The organism is Kitasatospora sp. NPDC057936 (assembly GCF_042887525.1).
GTDB lineage: Bacteria > Actinomycetota > Actinomycetes > Streptomycetales > Streptomycetaceae > Kitasatospora.
In genome coordinates this window covers 44,490-61,067 of record NZ_JBHVPD010000036.1, presented here as the reverse complement: position 1 = coordinate 61,067, position 16,578 = coordinate 44,490, and the positions used below count along the sequence as shown (strand labels likewise).

At 73.3% G+C, this 16,578-nt stretch carries 16 protein-coding genes; 7 read left to right on the top strand and 9 right to left on the bottom strand.

Going from position 1 to position 16,578, the window contains the following annotated elements; all coding sequences use genetic code 11:
• Positions 1–418: 418 nt before the first annotated feature.
• Both ACFVU9_RS20310 and ACFVU9_RS20305 read right to left on the bottom strand, forming a co-directional pair.
• Positions 419–1,234: an ABC transporter permease gene (locus tag ACFVU9_RS20310; protein WP_387595068.1), complete on the bottom strand. Its 816-nt coding sequence runs from the start codon at positions 1,232–1,234 to the stop codon at positions 419–421.
• Positions 1,231–2,265 (bottom strand): ABC transporter ATP-binding protein, encoded by a 1,035-nt coding sequence (locus ACFVU9_RS20305; protein ID WP_387595065.1) that lies wholly within the window; start codon positions 2,263–2,265, stop codon positions 1,231–1,233. Before ACFVU9_RS20305 ends, ACFVU9_RS20310 begins: the two co-directional genes overlap by 4 nt.
• Before the next feature lie 154 nt (positions 2,266–2,419).
• Here ACFVU9_RS20305 and helR point away from each other — a divergent pair, with 154 nt between their 5' ends.
• The 3 genes from helR to ACFVU9_RS20290 all read left to right on the top strand — a co-directional run bounded on the left by helR (position 2,420) and on the right by ACFVU9_RS20290 (position 5,776).
• Positions 2,420–4,630, top strand: a complete 2,211-nt coding sequence (gene helR / locus ACFVU9_RS20300; RefSeq protein WP_387595062.1) for an RNA polymerase recycling motor ATPase HelR — start codon at positions 2,420–2,422, stop codon at positions 4,628–4,630.
• Between the two features lie 173 nt (positions 4,631–4,803).
• Positions 4,804–5,469 carry a nitroreductase gene (locus ACFVU9_RS20295; RefSeq protein ID WP_387595059.1) on the top strand — a complete coding sequence of 222 codons (666 nt, stop codon included), beginning with the start codon at positions 4,804–4,806 and terminating at the stop codon, positions 5,467–5,469.
• 49 nt (positions 5,470–5,518) lie between these two features.
• Complete coding sequence (locus ACFVU9_RS20290; RefSeq protein ID WP_380492679.1) at positions 5,519–5,776, top strand: hypothetical protein; 258 nt, start codon at positions 5,519–5,521, stop codon at positions 5,774–5,776.
• 54 nt (positions 5,777–5,830) lie between these two features.
• Here ACFVU9_RS20290 and ACFVU9_RS20285 read toward each other — a convergent pair whose 3' ends face one another.
• From ACFVU9_RS20285 to ACFVU9_RS20275, 3 genes are read right to left on the bottom strand one after another with little or no spacing between them, the layout of a single operon-like run.
• Positions 5,831–6,532, bottom strand: coding sequence for a TetR/AcrR family transcriptional regulator (locus ACFVU9_RS20285; RefSeq protein ID WP_380445424.1), 702 nt, complete (start codon positions 6,530–6,532; stop codon positions 5,831–5,833).
• Positions 6,533–6,558: 26 nt separating this feature from the next.
• Positions 6,559–7,167 carry a copper resistance protein CopC gene (locus ACFVU9_RS20280; protein WP_387595056.1) on the bottom strand — a complete coding sequence of 203 codons (609 nt, stop codon included), beginning with the start codon at positions 7,165–7,167 and terminating at the stop codon, positions 6,559–6,561.
• The gene (locus tag ACFVU9_RS20275) at positions 7,164–7,709 is read right to left on the bottom strand and encodes a hypothetical protein (RefSeq protein ID WP_387595053.1); all 546 of its coding nucleotides are present in this window, start codon (positions 7,707–7,709) and stop codon (positions 7,164–7,166) included. Before ACFVU9_RS20275 ends, ACFVU9_RS20280 begins: the two co-directional genes overlap by 4 nt.
• Positions 7,710–7,969: 260 nt before the next feature.
• Here ACFVU9_RS20275 and ACFVU9_RS20270 point away from each other — a divergent pair, with 260 nt between their 5' ends.
• The 3 genes from ACFVU9_RS20270 (at position 7,970) to ACFVU9_RS20260 (ending at position 9,676) form a co-directional block, all read left to right on the top strand.
• Positions 7,970–8,251, top strand: a complete 282-nt coding sequence (locus ACFVU9_RS20270) for a hypothetical protein (protein WP_380445427.1) — start codon at positions 7,970–7,972, stop codon at positions 8,249–8,251.
• A 189-nt stretch (positions 8,252–8,440) separates the two neighbouring features.
• Positions 8,441–9,238 carry a TIGR03084 family metal-binding protein gene (locus ACFVU9_RS20265; RefSeq protein ID WP_387595050.1) on the top strand — a complete coding sequence of 266 codons (798 nt, stop codon included), beginning with the start codon at positions 8,441–8,443 and terminating at the stop codon, positions 9,236–9,238.
• 30 nt (positions 9,239–9,268) lie between these two features.
• Positions 9,269–9,676 (top strand): SgcJ/EcaC family oxidoreductase, encoded by a 408-nt coding sequence (locus tag ACFVU9_RS20260; protein WP_387595047.1) that lies wholly within the window; start codon positions 9,269–9,271, stop codon positions 9,674–9,676.
• A 78-nt stretch (positions 9,677–9,754) separates the two neighbouring features.
• On the opposite strand, the gene ACFVU9_RS20255 is transcribed toward ACFVU9_RS20260, so the two are convergent.
• Positions 9,755–10,312: a TetR family transcriptional regulator gene (locus ACFVU9_RS20255; RefSeq protein ID WP_380445430.1), complete on the bottom strand. Its 558-nt coding sequence runs from the start codon at positions 10,310–10,312 to the stop codon at positions 9,755–9,757.
• Between the two features lie 141 nt (positions 10,313–10,453).
• Here ACFVU9_RS20255 and ACFVU9_RS20250 point away from each other — a divergent pair, with 141 nt between their 5' ends.
• Positions 10,454–13,237 carry an AAA family ATPase gene (locus ACFVU9_RS20250; protein ID WP_387595105.1) on the top strand — a complete coding sequence of 928 codons (2,784 nt, stop codon included), beginning with the start codon at positions 10,454–10,456 and terminating at the stop codon, positions 13,235–13,237.
• Positions 13,238–13,285: 48 nt separating this feature from the next.
• On the opposite strand, the gene ACFVU9_RS20245 is transcribed toward ACFVU9_RS20250, so the two are convergent.
• The 3 genes from ACFVU9_RS20245 to ACFVU9_RS20235 form a co-directional block, all read right to left on the bottom strand.
• Positions 13,286–14,530 carry an RNA polymerase sigma factor gene (locus tag ACFVU9_RS20245; RefSeq protein WP_387595044.1) on the bottom strand — a complete coding sequence of 415 codons (1,245 nt, stop codon included), beginning with the start codon at positions 14,528–14,530 and terminating at the stop codon, positions 13,286–13,288.
• A gap of 2 nt (positions 14,531–14,532) precedes the next feature.
• Positions 14,533–14,871 carry a YciI family protein gene (locus tag ACFVU9_RS20240; RefSeq protein ID WP_387595041.1) on the bottom strand — a complete coding sequence of 113 codons (339 nt, stop codon included), beginning with the start codon at positions 14,869–14,871 and terminating at the stop codon, positions 14,533–14,535.
• A 174-nt stretch (positions 14,872–15,045) separates the two neighbouring features.
• Positions 15,046–16,518 (bottom strand): M20/M25/M40 family metallo-hydrolase, encoded by a 1,473-nt coding sequence (locus ACFVU9_RS20235; protein WP_387595038.1) that lies wholly within the window; start codon positions 16,516–16,518, stop codon positions 15,046–15,048.
• Positions 16,519–16,578: the final 60 nt, after the last annotated feature.

The window sequence follows — 16,578 nt, the reverse complement described above, 5'->3', positions numbered from 1 at the left end:
GCGACTGCCCCGCCCGGGCCCTGTGCACCCACCGCGGCGGGAGCCCGTCACCCCCCCCCCCCGGCCCGTCCCCCCGCCCGCCGGGTCCCGGCCCGGCGGGCCGTCGGCAGGCTGCCGGCGGAGCGTCGGCGGACGCGGGTGGTCTTCCAGGAGTTGTGCCACGTCAGAGCGAGTTAGTGGGCATTGCGATAACGGCCGCCGTCGCGGTTCGCGGTGACGTACGGCGACGGCTATGGCACCTGGACGGGGCGCCGCACTCGGGGCAGCGGAACGGGTGGCGTCCGGCCAGGGTGCGGCGGATCCAGTTGACGACCCACGGGAAGGTGATCCTGGGTAGGTCCCTGGTGGCCTCCACCGTTCCGTGGGTGGGGCAACGGCCCCTCCGCGTCTGGGTTTCGGTCGGCATGGGTGGTGCTCCTCACGTGCCGCGCGGCAGCCAGCTGAAGCGGCGCAGTGCCACCACGAGGCCGGCGGCTCCCCATGCGGCGACGATCAGCAGGTCGGTGCCGGCGAAGCCCGCGCCCGTGGTGTGCGGGTTGTAGGCGGTGAGCAGCGCCTCGACGAGGTGGTGGACGGGGAAGACGTCGCCGACGACGGTCAGCCAATGGGGGAGGATCGAGGTCGCGATGAAGACGCCGGAGATGAAGTACAGCGGCAGCATGATGGCCTGGGTGATGGGCTGGGCGGCGTCCTCGTTGCGGATGACGGACGTCAGCGCGTAGCCGAGGCAGCAGAACGAGACGGTGCCGACGATGACGGCCACCGCGAGGGCGGGCGCGGTGCGGGCGGGCACGTGGGCGCCGTACGCGGCCCAGCCGATCACCAGCAGCAGGACGGTGATGCCGATCGACACGACGATGGCGGTGAGCGTCCGGCCGGCGATGACGGCGGCGGCGGGGACGGGGGTGGCGCGGCGGCGTTTGAGGATGCCGGACTCGCGCTGGGCGGTCACCGAGATGACCAGGTTGACGAAGGACGCGGCGATGATCCCGAGGGTGATGATGCCCGGGACGTAGTAGACCGAGGTGTCGATGGTGCCGCCGGAGACCTTGACGGTGTTGTTCTGGCGGCCGAACACCGACGCGAAGATGATCAGGAAGAGCACCGGGAGCGCGAGCGTGAAGAACCGCGACTGCGGGTTGCGGAGGAACGCACGCAGGTCGTACGGGAATTGGTGCAGGGCGAGGCGTAAGACGTCGCGCGCCGAGCTGCGGGCGTGGGCGGCGGTCATCATGCGGCCTCCGAATGCCGTGGCGCATCCGGGGAGTCCGGGGGTTCGACGGGCGGCGCGTCCGTCCCGGGTTCGGTGAGCGCCAGGTAGACGTCTTCGAGGCTCGGGCGGCGGACCTCCAGGTCGGGCAGGTCGTGGCCGTCGGCCTCGGCCCAGGCGATCAGCGGTCCGAGGACGGCGAGCGGACGGGTGGAGCGCAACACCATGTGGTCGGAGCCGCCGGTGCCGTCCGCGTGGGCGGTCACGGCGTCGTGCACGGCGCCGTGCACGACGGCGTCCCGCACGGAGCCCGGCAGCGCGGCCGCGGAGGCCCCCTGCGGCAGGGTGAAGGTGATCTCGGCGGCGGCCCGCTGGCGCCCGCCGAGGGTGCCGGGCGGGCCCGCGGCGACGATCCGGCCCTCGGAGATCACCATGACGTGGTCGGCGAGGTGCTCGGCCTCGTCCATGAAGTGGGTGGTCAGGAAGACCGTCACGCCCAGTGAGCGGAGTCCGGCGATCATGTCCCAGGCGGCGCGCCGGGCGGAGGGGTCGAAGCCGGTGGTGGGCTCGTCCAGGAACAGGAGTTCGGGGTCGCCGATGAGCGAGAGCGCCACGTCCAGGCGGCGTCGCTGGCCGCCGGAGAGGCGGGTCGCGGTGGCGTCGGCCTGGCCGGCGAGGCCGACCAGCTCCATCGTCTCGTCGATGCCGCGCGGTGACGGGTAGTAGCCGGCGTAGAGCCGGAGGCACTCGGCGACGGTGAGGTCCCGCTCGGGGCGCGACTCCTGGAGGACGACGCCGATCCTGGCCCGCCACGGCGGCCCGGCCTGCGCCGGGTCCTCGCCGAGGACGGTCACCTCGCCGGCGGTGCGGCGGCGGTAGCCTTCGAGGATCTCGACGGTCGTGGTCTTCCCGGCGCCGTTCGGGCCGAGGAACGCGAACACCTCGCCGCGTCGGACCTCCAGATCGATGCCGCGCACGGCTTCGAAGGAGTCGTAGCGCATGCGGAGGCCGGAGACGGTGATGACGGGATCGCCGGTGCCGGTCGAAGTACCCATGCTCAACCAAAGCGGTTACGGGCAGGCGGGCACGAACACCCACCTCTTGCCACTCTCAACGTATAGCGCAAGGGGGGCCTTGCGGCAAGGCCCCCCTCCTCCCGCAGACTTACCGCCTCAACGCCGAGAACTGCGGAAACGGGAGATTCACGAAGTGCGTGCGCGTTTGTCCTCCACCGATGCCACCTACCCCCTGTCCAGCGGCGTTTTCGACCTTCCCGAGCGTCTCGCCGCCAAGGCCGACCCGGCCCTGATCGCCCGCGACGAGGCGCACTTCGCCGCCATCGCGGACAGCCTGGAGCAGACGATCGCCGAACTGTCCGAGGGCCTCGAAGAGGTGCGCCGCGCGCCCGGCGGCCTCGGTCGGGGCGCGCTGGACCGGGACACCGAGGTGCACCGGCTCACCGGCCGGCTCCGCGCCCTGCGCCGCTTCGGCGCGGACCTGTGTCTCGGGCACGTCGTCGGCGCCGACGACGGCGAGCCCGTGTACATCGGGCGCCTCGGCCTGACCGACAGCACCGGCCGCCGCCTGCTGCTCGACTGGCGCGCCCCGGCCGCCGAACCGTTCTTCGCCGCCACCCACGCCAACCCGATGGGCCTGGCCAGCCGCCGCCGCTACCGCTGGACGCGCGGGCGGATCGCCGACTACTGGGACGAGGTGTTCACCGCGGACGGCCTCGAAGGGCGCGCCGCGCTCGACGACCAGTCCGCGTTCATCGCGAGCCTCGGCAGCAACCGTTCGGAACGCATGCGCGACGTGCTCGCCACCATCCAGGCCGACCAGGACGCCATCATCCGCGCCGGCTCGCGCGGTGCCCTCGTCGTCGACGGCGGCCCGGGCACCGGCAAGACCGTCGTCGCCCTGCACCGCTCCGCCTACCTGCTGTACTCGGACCCGCGCCTCGGGCACCGGCGCGGCGGCGTGCTGTTCGTCGGCCCGCACCAGCCGTACCTGGCGTACGTCTCCGACGTGCTCCCCAGCCTCGGGGAGGAGGGCGTGCGGACGTGCACCCTGCGCGACCTCGTGCCCGAGGGCGCCGCGGCCGGGACCGAGCCGGACCCGGAGGCCGCCCGCCTCAAGTCCTCCGCGGACCTGGTCAAGGCCGTCGAGAAGGCCGTCGCGATCTACGAGGAGCCGCCCGCCGAGGGCATGACCGTCGAGACCTACTGGGACGACCTCTGGCTGAGCGCCGCGGACTGGGCCGAGGCCTTCGCGGCGCCCGAGCCCGGCACCCCGCACAACGAGGCGCGCGAGCAGATCTGGGAGGAGCTCGTGACGATCCTCCTCGACAAGATGGATGCCACGGAGGACGACGACGAGGGCGACGGCGGCTTCTCCCCGGCGATGTTCCGCCGCTCGCTGCGCCAGAACAAGGACCTGGTCACCACCCTCAACCGGGCGTGGCCCATGCTCGACGCCACCGACCTCGTCGGCGACCTCTGGACGGTCCCCGCCTACCTGCGCCTCTGCGCGCCCTGGCTCGCCCCGGAGGACGTCAGGAAGCTCCAGCGTGCCGACGCCCAGGCCTGGACGGTCTCCGACCTCCCGCTCCTCGACGCCGCCCGCCGGCGCCTCGGCGATCGCGAGGCCGCCGGCCGCCGGCGCCGTCACGAGGCCGCGCTCGCCGCCGAACGCGCGCGCATGGCCGACGTCATCGACCACATCCTCGAAGCCGACGAGGACGGCGAGGGCGCCGTCACCATGCTGCGCGGGCAGGACCTGCGCGACAGCCTCGTCGACGTCGACGCCGCCGGGCCCGTCGCCGACCCGGAGCCCTACGCCGGCCCGTTCGCGCACATCGTCGTCGACGAGGCGCAGGAACTCACCGACGCCGAGTGGCAGATGCTGCTCCTGCGCTGCCCGTCCCGCAGCTTCACCATCGTCGGCGACCGCGCGCAGGCCCGGCACGGTTTCACCGAGCCGTGGCGCGAGCGGCTGGAGCGCGCCGGGCTCGACCGGATCGAGGTGGCCTCGCTCGGCGTCAACTACCGGACGCCGGAGGAGGTCATGGCCGAGGCCGAGCCGGTGATCCGGGCGGTGCTGCCGGACGCCAACGTGCCGACGTCCATCCGCAGCAGCGGGATTCCCGTCACGCACGGGGGAGTCGGGGAGCTGGAGTCCGTCCTGGACGGCTGGCTGGCCGAGCACGCCGAGGGCGTCGCGTGCGTCATCGGGGATCCCTCGTTCGAGGAGCGGCAGCGGGTGCGGTCGTTGACGCCGGAGCTATCGAAGGGGCTGGAGTTCGACCTGGTCGTCCTCGTCGACCCGGAGGCCTTCGGTGAGGGGATCGAGGGTGCCGTCGACCGCTACGTCGCGATGACACGGGCCACGCAGCGGCTGGTGGTGCTCACGAGCCGCCCCTAACCGGCAGAAGCGGCTCCGGCTGCTCCTGCTGAGCATCCGTCAAGTCACCTCTGTCTCCGACAGTCCTATCAACGACTGGACTGATCGTCGGGACGTCTCCCAACCCCCGGCGTGCTCGGTACCGACCGCTGAATACGGTGGAGGGGCTTGGTTGAACGAGAGGACGCGAGGACGTGGATGTGTATGAGGCGGTGGACAGCCGCCGGGCCGTGCGGGCGTTCAGCGATGAGCCCGTGCCCAAGGAGGTACTCGAACGAGTGCTGACCGCAGCGACGCGGGCTCCGTCCAGCGGGAACCTCCAGCCGTGGCATCTGTACGTCGTGACCGGCGAACCCTTGGCGGAACTCAAGCGGACCGCGACAGCCAGGGCACTGGTGGGGGACCCCGGCGACGAGCGTGAGTACCCGATGTACCCGGAGGGGCTGGCCTCGCCGTATCTGGACCGCTTTGCTGCTGCCGCCGCCCAGCGGTACGAAGCGCTGGGGATCGAGCGCGACGACCCGGACCGGCCCAGGAAGATCGCCACCTTGAACTCGGAGGCGTTCGGGGCGCCGGCTGTCCTGTTCTGCTACCTCGACCGGACGATGGGGCCCGGACAGTGGGCTGACGCGGGGATGTACCTGCAGACGGTCATGCTGTTGTTGAGGGCCGAGGGGCTGCACAGCTGCCCCCAAGTGATGTGGACGGTGTACCGGGAGACTGTCGGCCAGGCAGTCGGAGCCGATGACGGACTCGTGCTGTTCTGCGGCGTCTCAGTGGGGTTCGAGAAGGAGGGCGTGCCGCAACTGCGCACCGGGCGGGCGGACATGACGGAAACGGTGAGCTTCATCGGAGTGTGACCGCTGGACGGCCGAGATCGACAGGACAGGCCCTGAGGGTTTGCTGGTGATGTACCTGCTCACCTCCGCCTTGGACTCGGAGGTGGTCGGCTGGTCGCGGTACGACGGCACCGGCCGCACCTCCCCGACCACGGGAGACGGCGCGGAGCCGCCCTACGGCACCGGACTCGATGCGCTCAAGGACGGCTGGCGCCTGATCCAGGCCGCCCAACTCGTCCCGCCCTACCCGGGCCACGAGTACGACGTCTCCTTCCTCAAGCACGAGTTCTTCTTCGAGCGGATCGAGAAGCTCCAAACCGGCCTGTGAACCGCTCCGGGGCCGCTCCGGGTCGGCTCCGGGGAGTCGCGCCCAGCCGGGGTCCTAGCTGCTGAGGTCGGCCGGATCGACCGTGGACCGGGTGTCGTCGTGCGCCGCGACCTCGGTCGGCATCCGCAGCAGTGCGGAGGCCATCGAGGCCGCGGCGTCCGACGGGCTGTCGCCGACGCCGACCATCAGCGCCGTCAGCTGGGCGAGCAGACAGCTCTCGGCGTTCCACGGGGCGAGGAGGTAACCGCCCAGTTCGAGGGTGACCAGGCCGTGCACGGCGGACCACATCTGGTGGGCGACGAGCCCGGGGTCCGTCGCCCGGAACCGGCCCGCCTCGATGCAGCGGGCGGCGCTCTCCACCACGCCCGTCAGCGTGTAGCGGCCGTGCCGGCGGTCCTCCTCGCCGACCGAGAACCCGCCCAGCAGCGCCCCGCCGAACATCACCCCGTACAGGTGCGGGTTGTCGAGCGCGTTGCAGCGGTAGGCGAAGCCGAGGACGGCGAGGTCGGCGACCGGGTCCGCCGTGCGGTGGACCCGGTCGAAGTGCCGCTGCAGCCGGGCGAACCCCTCGTGGACGGTCGCGCGCACCAGGCCGTTCATCCCGCCGAAGTGCGTGTAGAGGGCCATCGTCGAACTCCCCGCCTCGGCGGCGATCCGCCGGGCCGACAGCGCCTTCGGACCCTCCTCGGTGAGGAGCCGGGCGGCGATGTCGAGCAGGGCCGGACGGGCGGCGGGATCGCGGCGGCGGGGGCTCATCGGTGTGTGGTCTCCAGGGATCGTCCTCAGGGGCCTGAGGTGGGGTCCGGGCGGGCGCGGCGGCGCACCCGGGGCCGGCGGATCATCAGCAGGACGGCGGCCGGCAGCAGGACGGCGTCGACGACGAGCAGCGCGGCGTTCCAGACGCCGTCGATGTCGTGCGAGTGGCCGGACGCGGCCCCGGTGTCGCTCTGCGGCCCGGCGGCGGGGGCGCCGACGGAGAAGCCGGTGACGCCCGAGGTCTCCTTGCCCGTAGTGAGGGCGAGCCGGTAGGTGACGACGTAGGCGCCCGGCCGGGAGATCGTGACGGGCGTGACCACGCGCTGCCCGTCCGGCCTCGGCGTGCCGCTGTCGACGGCGGTGCCGTCGGCGGCGGTCACCCGGACGAAGACGGACTTCGTGCGGAGCTCGTCGCTGAACGCCAGCACCACCTCGGCGGGCGGGGCGTCCACGGTGGCGCCGTCGGCGGGCGTCGCCGCGGTGAGCCGGAACGGCTTCGAGGAGCTCAGCCACGCGACGGCCAGGAGCAGCAGCACCAGGACGGCGAGGCCCGCCGCCATCCGCCGCTGGAACGCACGGGTGGCGGGCGGCTTGCGCGGCTTGGCCGTCTTCCGCAGGGGCTGCGCGAGCGTCATGCGCCCGTCGGGGCCAGCGGCCGGTGCTCGACGGCGTGGCAGCTGCACGTCATCTCGTGCGCCTCCTCCGGGCTGGGCCGCAGGTGGAGGTACATCGCCACGACCATCGGGATGAACACGATCGTGTTGTAGAAGAGGTGCAACTCGACTCGGGGGAATACGAGTTGGAGGATGCTCGTCGGTGCGGCGCGGTTGAAGAGGAAGTGGCCGGTCTGGGCCTGGAGGAGCAGCAGCAGGTGCTCGATGTGGTGCCAGAACTGGATGCCCAGGGAGATGTTCCACCATGTGCGCGCCCGTCCGACGAAACCGGGACGCAGGACGAACAGTCCGATCAGCATGACGATCGCGTAGCCGTAGTGCAGCCACTCCGAGGTGATCAGCCACGGGTAGAACTCCCCGAGGACCCCCCGGGCCTTCGGAACGGGCCGGCCGAGGCCCCAGATCTGGTAGGCCTGGACGAGGTGTTCCATCCAGTGGCCGATGACGACGATCAGGAACAGGTTGAGCAGGGCCCGGTGGTGCTGGACCACTTTCGTCCTCATGGGTCCTCCCGGTGGGGCGGATGCGTAGGGGCGGGGTTTCCGTCGTGCGGCGGGGCCTGCGCCACGCCGGTAGACCACCTTGCCAAATGCCTGGATTCGCACCCGTCTTCGAGCTTGCGCACTTGGCGCGCGGGGGCTCCCCGGGGGCGTCCGGCGCACGGCCACCGCTCCGGGGGATTGCGGTACCCGAGCCCGGGCGGACAGCATTCCGTACAGCGGGCACCGCTGCCGGATGCGGGCCCGGAGAAGGGAGAACCGCCATGCGTCGTCGTTTAGTTGGAGCCGTCGTGCTGGCCGCCGCCGGTGCCCTCGCCCTCGCCGTCCCGGCCGAGGCTGCGACCGGCCTCCTGGTGGTGAACGGCATCCCCCACCAGAACCCGCAGCGGGGTTGCTACGCGACCTGGTCGCCGATCTCGATCCAGAACCACACGACGTCCATCGTCCTGGTCCACGCGGCGGCGAACTGTCAGGGCCCGGTGACGGCCGAGGTGGACCCGGGCCAGTCGGCGACGACGTTCGGCGCGAGCTACTTCGTCTTCTGATCAGTCGTCACACATGCTCCACGATGGTGGTCGTGCGGCTGCCGGTGGGCACCGCACGATCGGAGAAGGCGGGGCAACTCGGCAGGGACATACTGAAGTTCGTTGATCGCACGGTCGGTGCGGCGCGGCTCCGGCGGTTCGTCGGATGGCCGGCGCCCCGGTGACGAGACCAGGACGGACGGACACAGGATGGCGGACCCGCAGGACGTGATCGCGGCGCTGGGCGCCGAGGGCGGCGAGATCGACCGACTCGTCGCGGACCTGGACGAGGAGCAGTGGGGGCTGCCGACGCCGGCGCCCGGGTGGACGATCGCCCACCAGGTGGCCCACTTGGCGGCGACCTTCAAGATGGCCGGGACCGCGGCCGCGGCGCCGGACGCGTTCCGGGCCATCGTGTCGCGGATCGGCGGGGACTTCGACGGCGCGGTGCAGACCGCGCTGCTGCCCTACCTGGCGGAGCCGCCGGAGCGGCTGTACGCGCTGTGGCAGGCCGAACGGGCGGCGGCGGAGAAGGCGTTGGCGGAGGTGCCGGCCGGGGAGCTGGTGCCGTGGCTGGTGCGGCCGATCCCGGCCCCGGTGCTGGCGGCGGCCGGGATGATGGAGCTGTTCGGGCACGGGCAGGACATCGCGGACGCGCTCGGCGTCGACCGCCCGCGCACGGACCGGCTCCGGCCGCTGGTCGAATTCGCCGTCCGGGTCTGGGACTTCGGCTACCAGGCGCGGAAGCTGGCGACGCCGGAGAAGGAGTTCCGGTTCGAGATCACGGCGCCCTCCGGCGCGCTCTGGGCGTACGGCCCGGTCGACGCGACGGACCGGGTGAGCGGGCCCGCCGAGGACTTCTGCCTGCTGGTCACCCGCCGCCGCCACCCCGACGACCTGGCGGTGACCGCCACTGGCGCCGACGCGCAGGCGTGGCTGGAGATCGCCCAGGCCTACCGCGGCCCGGCCGGGTCCGGCCGCACCCCCGGGCAGTTCGCCAAGCGGTAGAGCCCCACACCCACGACGAGGAGAACCGATATGCCCGAGCTCACCTCCGACCAGGCCGCCGCCGTCGAGGTCCCGCAGCGCATCGTCGCCGCGTGGGCCGGACACGACCACGACGCCTTCGCCGACCTCTTCACCGAGGACGCCCACCTGATCCTCGCGGGGGACGTCTTCCTGCAGGGCCGCGAGGCCATCCGCACGTTCATGGCCCAGGCCTACGCGGGCCCGTTCAAGGGCACCCGGGTGACCGGCGACCCGCTGGCCGCCAAGTTCCACGGGCCCGACTTCGCCCTCGTCGTCACCCAGGGCGGCGTCCTCGCGCCGGGGGAGACGGAGGTCGCCCGCGAGCGCGCGATCCGTGCGACGTGGATGCTCGCCCGCGAGTCCGGCGGCGAGTGGCGCGTCGCCGGGTACCAGAACACCCCGATCCACGCGGGCTAGCCACACCCGAACCGGACGGTCCGCTGACGGAGAGTCGGCGGACCGTCTCGGTGTTTTTTGCGCGCGGCCGCGGAGCCGCTACTCCACCATCGCGGTGGCGATGCGGCGGACCATCTCCCGGCGCTGCTCGCGGCCGGCCAGGTCGATGACCGTGAGCACCTCGGGGTTGGCCGCCGCCCACAGCATCGCGAGGTGGACGAGCAGGGCGAACAGCACCTGCGGCTCGAAGCGGGTCGAGACCAGGCCCCTGGCCTGGGCGTCGGCGATGGCGGCGCTCCTGGCGCGGACCTCGGCGACCCCGAGGTCGTTGAGCGCGTCCCCGTGTTCGAGGCGCTGCCAGGTGATGATCCGGGGCATGTCCGGGTGCTCCTCGTAGAGGTCGCTCAGCCCGGCCGCGAACCCGGGGAGGTCGTCCACGTCGAGGGGCACGCCCACCACGATCAGTTCGACCAGCTCGCTCCAGACGGCGTCGAACAGCCCGGACTTGTTCCCGAAGTAGTGGTAGATCTGCGCCTTGTTGCTCTGCGCGGCCGCGGCGATGCGGTCGACGCGGGCGCCGTGCAGCCCGTACGCGGCGAACTCGGCCCGGCCGGCCGCGATGAGTCTGCGCTTGGTCGCCTCCGCGTCGCGCTCCATGCACCCTGCTCCTAACTAACCGGTTACTTGACAGGTCCGCCTCGGCACCAATGTAATCAACTAACCGTCCAGTTGAATACGGCTGCGGGCAACGACCACGGGGGGTCAGGGAGGGAACCGGGCGTGGAACCGGGCATGGTGATGGTCGGTCGGGACGGCGAACGGGCCCGGCTGGCCACGTTCGTGCGGGCCGGCGACGGGCGGGCGCTGCTGCTCAGGGGCGAGGCGGGCGTCGGCAAGAGCGCGCTGCTCGACCTGGCGGGGCGGCTCGCCGCCGGGGGCGGACAGCTGGTGGTCCGCGCCACCGGGGTCGAGGCGGAGGCCGAACTGCCGTACGCCGGACTGCACCAGCTGCTCTACCCGCTGCTCCCCGACGCCGGGCGGCCGGCCGGCACACGGCTGGACGCCACCGCGCGGGCGGCGCTCGACGCCGCGTTCGGCGGGATGGACGGCCCGCCGCCCTCGGTCATGGCCCTCGGCATCGCCGTGCTCAACCTGCTGTCGGCGGCGGCCTCGCGCAGACCGGTGCTGCTGGTCCTTGACGACGGCCAGTGGCTGGACGACGCCAGCGCCGACGTGTGCGGGTTCGTCGGCCGCCGGCTGAGCGGCAGCCCCGGCGTGAAGCTCCTGGTGGCCGTCCGCAGCGACACCGCCTCCCGCTTCGACACGGCCGCGCTGCCCGAGGCGCCCGTCGCCGCGCTCGCCGCCGACGACGCCGCGTGCCTGCTGGCCCGTCACCACCCCGAGCTGGACGCGCGGCTGCGCGGCCTCGTGCTGGACCAGGCCCGCGGCAACCCGCTGGCCCTGCTGGAGCTGCCCGCCCACCTGGCCGCCCGCGCGGCGGCCCCCGCCGCCGGCGTGCCGGAGGACCTGCTCGGCCTGCACGCCGTGCCGCTGCCCCGGCGGATCCAGGACGTCTACGCCACCCGCATCGCGCGCCTCGGCGACTCCGTCCGGGCCGAGCTGCTGACGGGCGCCCTCGACGGCGCGACGGCCAGGGCGGGCGACGGCCCGGCCCCGGCCGCGAGCTACCGCATGCGCGGCGTCGACGAGGCGCTCGCGTGCGGCCTGCTGGTCGTCGAACCGGCCACCGGCGAACCCGCCTTCCGGCACCCCCTCGTCCGGTCGAGCATCGTGCAGCTGTCCACCCCCGACCAGCGCCGCGCCGCCCACCGGGTGCTGGCGCACGTCCACCGGGAGAACGTGGAGCGGTGCGCCACGCACCTGGCCGCGGCCACCGTCGACCCCGACGAGGACGTCGCCGCCGCCCTGGAGACCGCGGCCCGCTCGGCGACCCGGCGCGGCGGCGCGCTCATGGCGGTGTCCTGGCTGACCCGCGCCGCCGAGCTGAGCGAGCACGGCGCCGACCGCTCCCGGCGGCTCGGCGACGCGGCGTTCGTCGCCGGGCAGGCCGACCGGCTCAGCCAGGCCCGCAGCCTCGCCCTCGCCGCGTCGACCGGCGGGCCGGACGAGAACCCGGCCGCCGTCCTCGCCAACGCCTACCTGGCGCTCTACCAGGACGGCGACGTGCGCTCCACCCACCGTCAGGTCCTGGCCGCGGTGAAGAAGCTGCGCGACGAGACGCCGGGCCGGCCCGACGACGAGGTGCTCCACCGCCTGGTCAGCCTCCTGCTCGCGGTCAGCCAGTACGCGGGCGGCCACGCCGCCTGGGAGCGCACCCACGAGGTGCTCGCCTCCCTCGGTGACCTCGCCGCCGAGCGCGCCCGGATGTACGGCAGCACCTGGAGCGACGTCGTCCGCCACGGCGCGGGCTGGGCCGGACCGATCGAACGGGCCGCGGCCGGCCTGGCCGACCAGGACCCCTGGGACGTCACGCGGCTGGCCGTGTCGGCCTACCACCTCGACCTCCTGACGCCGCTGCGCCCCCACCTGGAGCGCGTCGTGGACCGCGAACTGGAGACCGGCGCCACGTCCAGCGGCATCGTCATGCTGCACCTGATCATGCTCGACCAGCTGGCGGTCGGTCACTGGGAGGCGGCCGAGCGCACCGGGCGCCGGGCGCTGGCCCTCGCGGTCGAGCGCGGCCACGGACTGTTCGCCCACCAGACGCGCGCCTACCTGGCCCAGCTGGCCGCCGTGCGCGGTCGGGCGGACGAGGCGCGGGACCTGCAGGCCGCCGTCGACGCGTGGGCCCGACCGCGCGGCGTCGGGTTCCTCACCCAGATCGCCGACTCCGTCGGCGCGACCACCGCGCTGAGCGCCGGCGACTTCGAGACCGCGTTCCTCTACGCGATCGGCATCACGGCCCCCGGGGCGTTCCGGCCCTACGCCTACCAGGCGTCGCGGACCCTGCTCGACCTCGTCGAGGCGGCCCTGCACACCGGGCGCGCCGAGCAGGCCCGCGACCACGCCCTCGCCGCGCGGGACGCCGGACTGCCCGGGATCTCGCCGCGCCTGGCGCTGATCACCTACGGCGCCCTGGCAATGACGGCCGACGACGACGGGGAGGCGGTCGCGATGTACGCGCGCGCCGCCGCGCACCCGGCCGCCGACCGGTTCCCGTTCGAGCTGGCCCGGATCCGGCTGGCCCACGGGATCCGGGTGCGCCGCACCCAGGGCGGCGCGGCGGCCCGCGAGTTCCTCGCCCCGGCGGCCGACGCGCTCGACCGGCTCGGCGCCGGCGGCTGGGCCGCGCGGGCGCAGGCCGAACTGCGGGCGGCCGGGGCCGTCCCCCGGACGCCGGCCGTGCCCGCCGCGACGGTGGCGCTCACGTGGCAGGAACGCCGAGTGGCGGACCTGGCCGCCGGGGGCCTGACGAACAAGGAGATCGGCGAGCAGATGCGGCTGTCACCCCGCACCGTCGGCGCGCACCTCTACCGCGCGTTCCCCAAGCTGGGCATCACGACGAGGGCGGCGCTGCGCGACGCGCTGACCAGGCTGGACGGCCGCCTCGCCGCACCGTGACCGCGACGCGCCGACCCGGCTTGGCGGCCGCCTCGCCGGACCGTGACGTCAGCCCGTGCAGGCGGCGACCTCCTCGATGCGGCGGGCCAGGTACTTGCGCTCGGTGTCGGTGGTGGCCAGGTCGAGGGCCAGGCGGTAGGCGTGGGCGGCCTCGTCCCAGCGTTCGAGGCGGCGCAGGAGGTCGGCGCGGACGGCCGGCAGCAGGTGGTAGCCGCTGAGTTCGCGGCCGGCGGCGAGCTCGTCGACCAGGGCCAGGCCGGCCGCCGGGCCCTCGGCCATCGCGACGGCCACCGCGCGGTTGAGCTCGACGACGGGGGACGCGGCGAGGCTCGCTAGGCGGGCGTAGAGGTGGGCGATCGCGGACCAGTCGGTGTCCGCCTCGGAGGGGGCGGTCGCGTGGCAGGCGGCGATGGTGGCCTGGAGCTGGTAGTGGCCGACCTCGCCGAGGTCCAGGGCCGACTCCAGCAGGGCGACGCCCTCGTCGATCTCCGCGCGGTGCCAGCGCGAGCGGTCCTGGTCGGCGAGGGGCACGAGCTCGCCGTCGGGGTTCACCCGGGCGTCCCGGCGGGCGTGGTGGAGCAGCATGAGCGCGCCGAGGCCGAGCACCTCGGGCTGGTCGGGCATCAGGCGGGCGAGGAGGCGGACGAGCCGGATCGCCTCGCCGCACAGGTCCGGTCGGAGCAGGTCGGCGCCGGTGGAGGCGGCGTAGCCCTCGTTGAAGAGCAGGTAGAGCACGGCGAGGACGCCGGGCAGCCGCTGCGGGAGGAGTTCCTTGCCGGGCACCTGGTAGGGGATGCCGGAGTGGCGGATCTTCTCCTTGCCGCGCACGAGGCGCTTGGCCATGGTCTGTTCGGAGACCAGGCAGGCGCGGGCGATCTCCGCGGTGGTGAGGCCGGCGAGGGTGCGCAGGGTGAGGGCGACGCGGGAGACGAGCGGCAGCGCCGGGTGGCAGCAGGTGAACATGAGCCGCAGGCGGTCGTCGGTGATGTCGTTGGGCTCGGCGGGGGCGCGTTCCTCGTCGTGGCGCAGGTCGACGGCGATCTGCTGGAGCTTGACGGCCTCGACCTTGCGGCGGCGCAGCCGGTCGATGGCGCGGTTGCGCGCGGTGGTGACGATCCAGGCGCCGGGGCGGGCGGGCACGCCGTCCTGCGGCCAGCGGGCGAGCGCCTGGGCGAAGGCCTCCTGGGCGCACTCCTCGGCGAGGTCCCAGTCGCCGGTGGTGCGGATCAGCGTCGCGACCACCCGGGCCCATTCGGCCCGGAAGGTGGTCGCGACGGCGGACTCGACGTTCACGCTCAGCCGCGGAAGGGGCGGATCTCGATCACGCCGTACTCGGCCACGGGATGGCGGGCGGCGATCTTGACGGCCTCTTCGAGGTCGGCGCAGTCGATGATGTCGTAGCCCGCGATGACCTCCTTGGTCTCCGCGAACGGGCCGTCGCCGAGCACGACCTCGCCGCCGCGCAGGCGGACGGTGGTGGCGGCGTGGTAGGGGCTCAGCTCGTCGCCGTGCAGGCGGATGCCGGCGGCGTCGAGGTCGTCGGCCCAGGGCATCGGCTCGTCGGGCTCGACCGGCTTCTGCGGCTCGCCCTCGTAGGCGGCCTTGTCGACGCAGACGAAGAGCATGAACTTCATAACCCCAACTCTCAGTTGACGGACGCGCGGCAACCGAATTCTAGGGCGGGACCGGCACCGGCCGCCCGGTGATCGCACCGGGCGGCCGGAACGGACCGTCCGTCACCGCACTCCCACGACGAACAGGGGGAGCGGTTCTGGACAATCACGTGGCTGGACAGTGCGGGACACTTCTCAGCTCAGGCCCTTGGCGGCGAGCTCGCGCACCACCGTCCAGGCCGCGGCGCCGAAGTCGCCGACCGCGGTGCGGTTGACGTTCTTGATCGTGTCGCAGGCCTGGTGGAAGCACGGGTCGTTCTCCTGGCCCGCGGTGCCGCCGTACTTCTTGGCCTGGTCCGGGGTCTTGACCTCGGCCGCGCCGCCGAACAGGCCGCTGGTCGGGACGCCCGCGTTCATCAGCGGCCCGTAGTCGGAGTCGCCGTCGAACGTGGTGGGCGGGTGCGGATCGGTGGCCAGGCCGCGCGCGGCGAACGCGTCGGTGAACAGCTTCGTGATCTTGTCCGACCCGGCGGGTCCGCTGCCGTCGAAGACGTAGCGGGTGTAGTTCGGCGAGCCGATCGAGTCCAGGTGAACGGCGGCGAAGATCTTGGCCACCTCGGCCGGGCCGATCGTGTCGACGTAGTGGAGCGAGCCCTGGAGCCCGACTGCGCCGGTGGCGTCGCGGAAGGCGCGGGTCTCCTCGGCGCCGAAGAACGCGAAGCGGACCTTGTAGTGCGGCGGCACGTGCAGGCGCGCGAGCTGCCGCGCGATCTCCAGGGCCGTCGCCACGCCGGTGCCGTTCTCGTTGATCCCGGGGCCGCTGGGCAGGGCGTCGAGCTCGGCGTGCACGAGCACGACGTGGTTCGGGTCGCCGCCGCGCGTCTCCGCGATGATGTTGCGGGTCTCCGCGTTGGGGTTCTGCTCGGTGTTCGTCACGAGGTGGACGGTCGCACCGGTGCTCGACGTGGCCGCCTGGTAGAGGGCGAGGCCGCTGGCATAGTCGAGGCCGACCACCGGGATGCCGGTGGGCCCGCCGATCGTGCCGGTCAGCGCTCCGTCACGGCCCGGCTGGCCCTCGTTGAACATCATCACGGCCTTGTAGCCGGCCGCCTGTGCGTTGGCCGTCTTCGGCGCGAAGCCGCAGCCGCCGCGCTGGATCAGCGCGATCCGGACGGCCCCGGCCGGCACCGGGGGGAAGTCCCCGGGGGCGCAGCCGGAGGCCGAACTCGGCTGGGGCGTCGGCGGGACGACCACGTTGGTCGTCGGTACCACGGTGCCCGTCACGTCCGCGCTGCCCGAGTAGACGAACGTGTCGGCCTTGATGGTGACGGCGTTGGGAGAGACCTCGGTCAGCGCGGCGGGGCTCAGTTCCCGGTAGTACGGGATGGTGAACTGCTGCTCCTGGACGTCGTAGCCGGAGTGGCGCAGGGTGCGCTCCACGTAGTCGGCGGCGGCGTCGTACCCGTCGGTGCCGGAGGCGCGCAGGCCGTCGTTGTGGTCGGCGATGCGCTGGAGGGCGCGGACGTGGGTCATGATGCCGTTGGTCGTGACGCCCCTGGTGAGGGCGAGGTCGGGAGAGTCGCCGTCGTCGGCGCTCGCGGGCGTGGCCGCGCCCGCGAGGGCTATCGCCGTCAAGAGGGTGGTGAACAGGGCGGTCCATCTTCGCAAGGGGTTCCTCCTGGGAACGGGTGTGTGGGAGAGGTCGCCAGGCGCGCCGGCTCGTTCGCG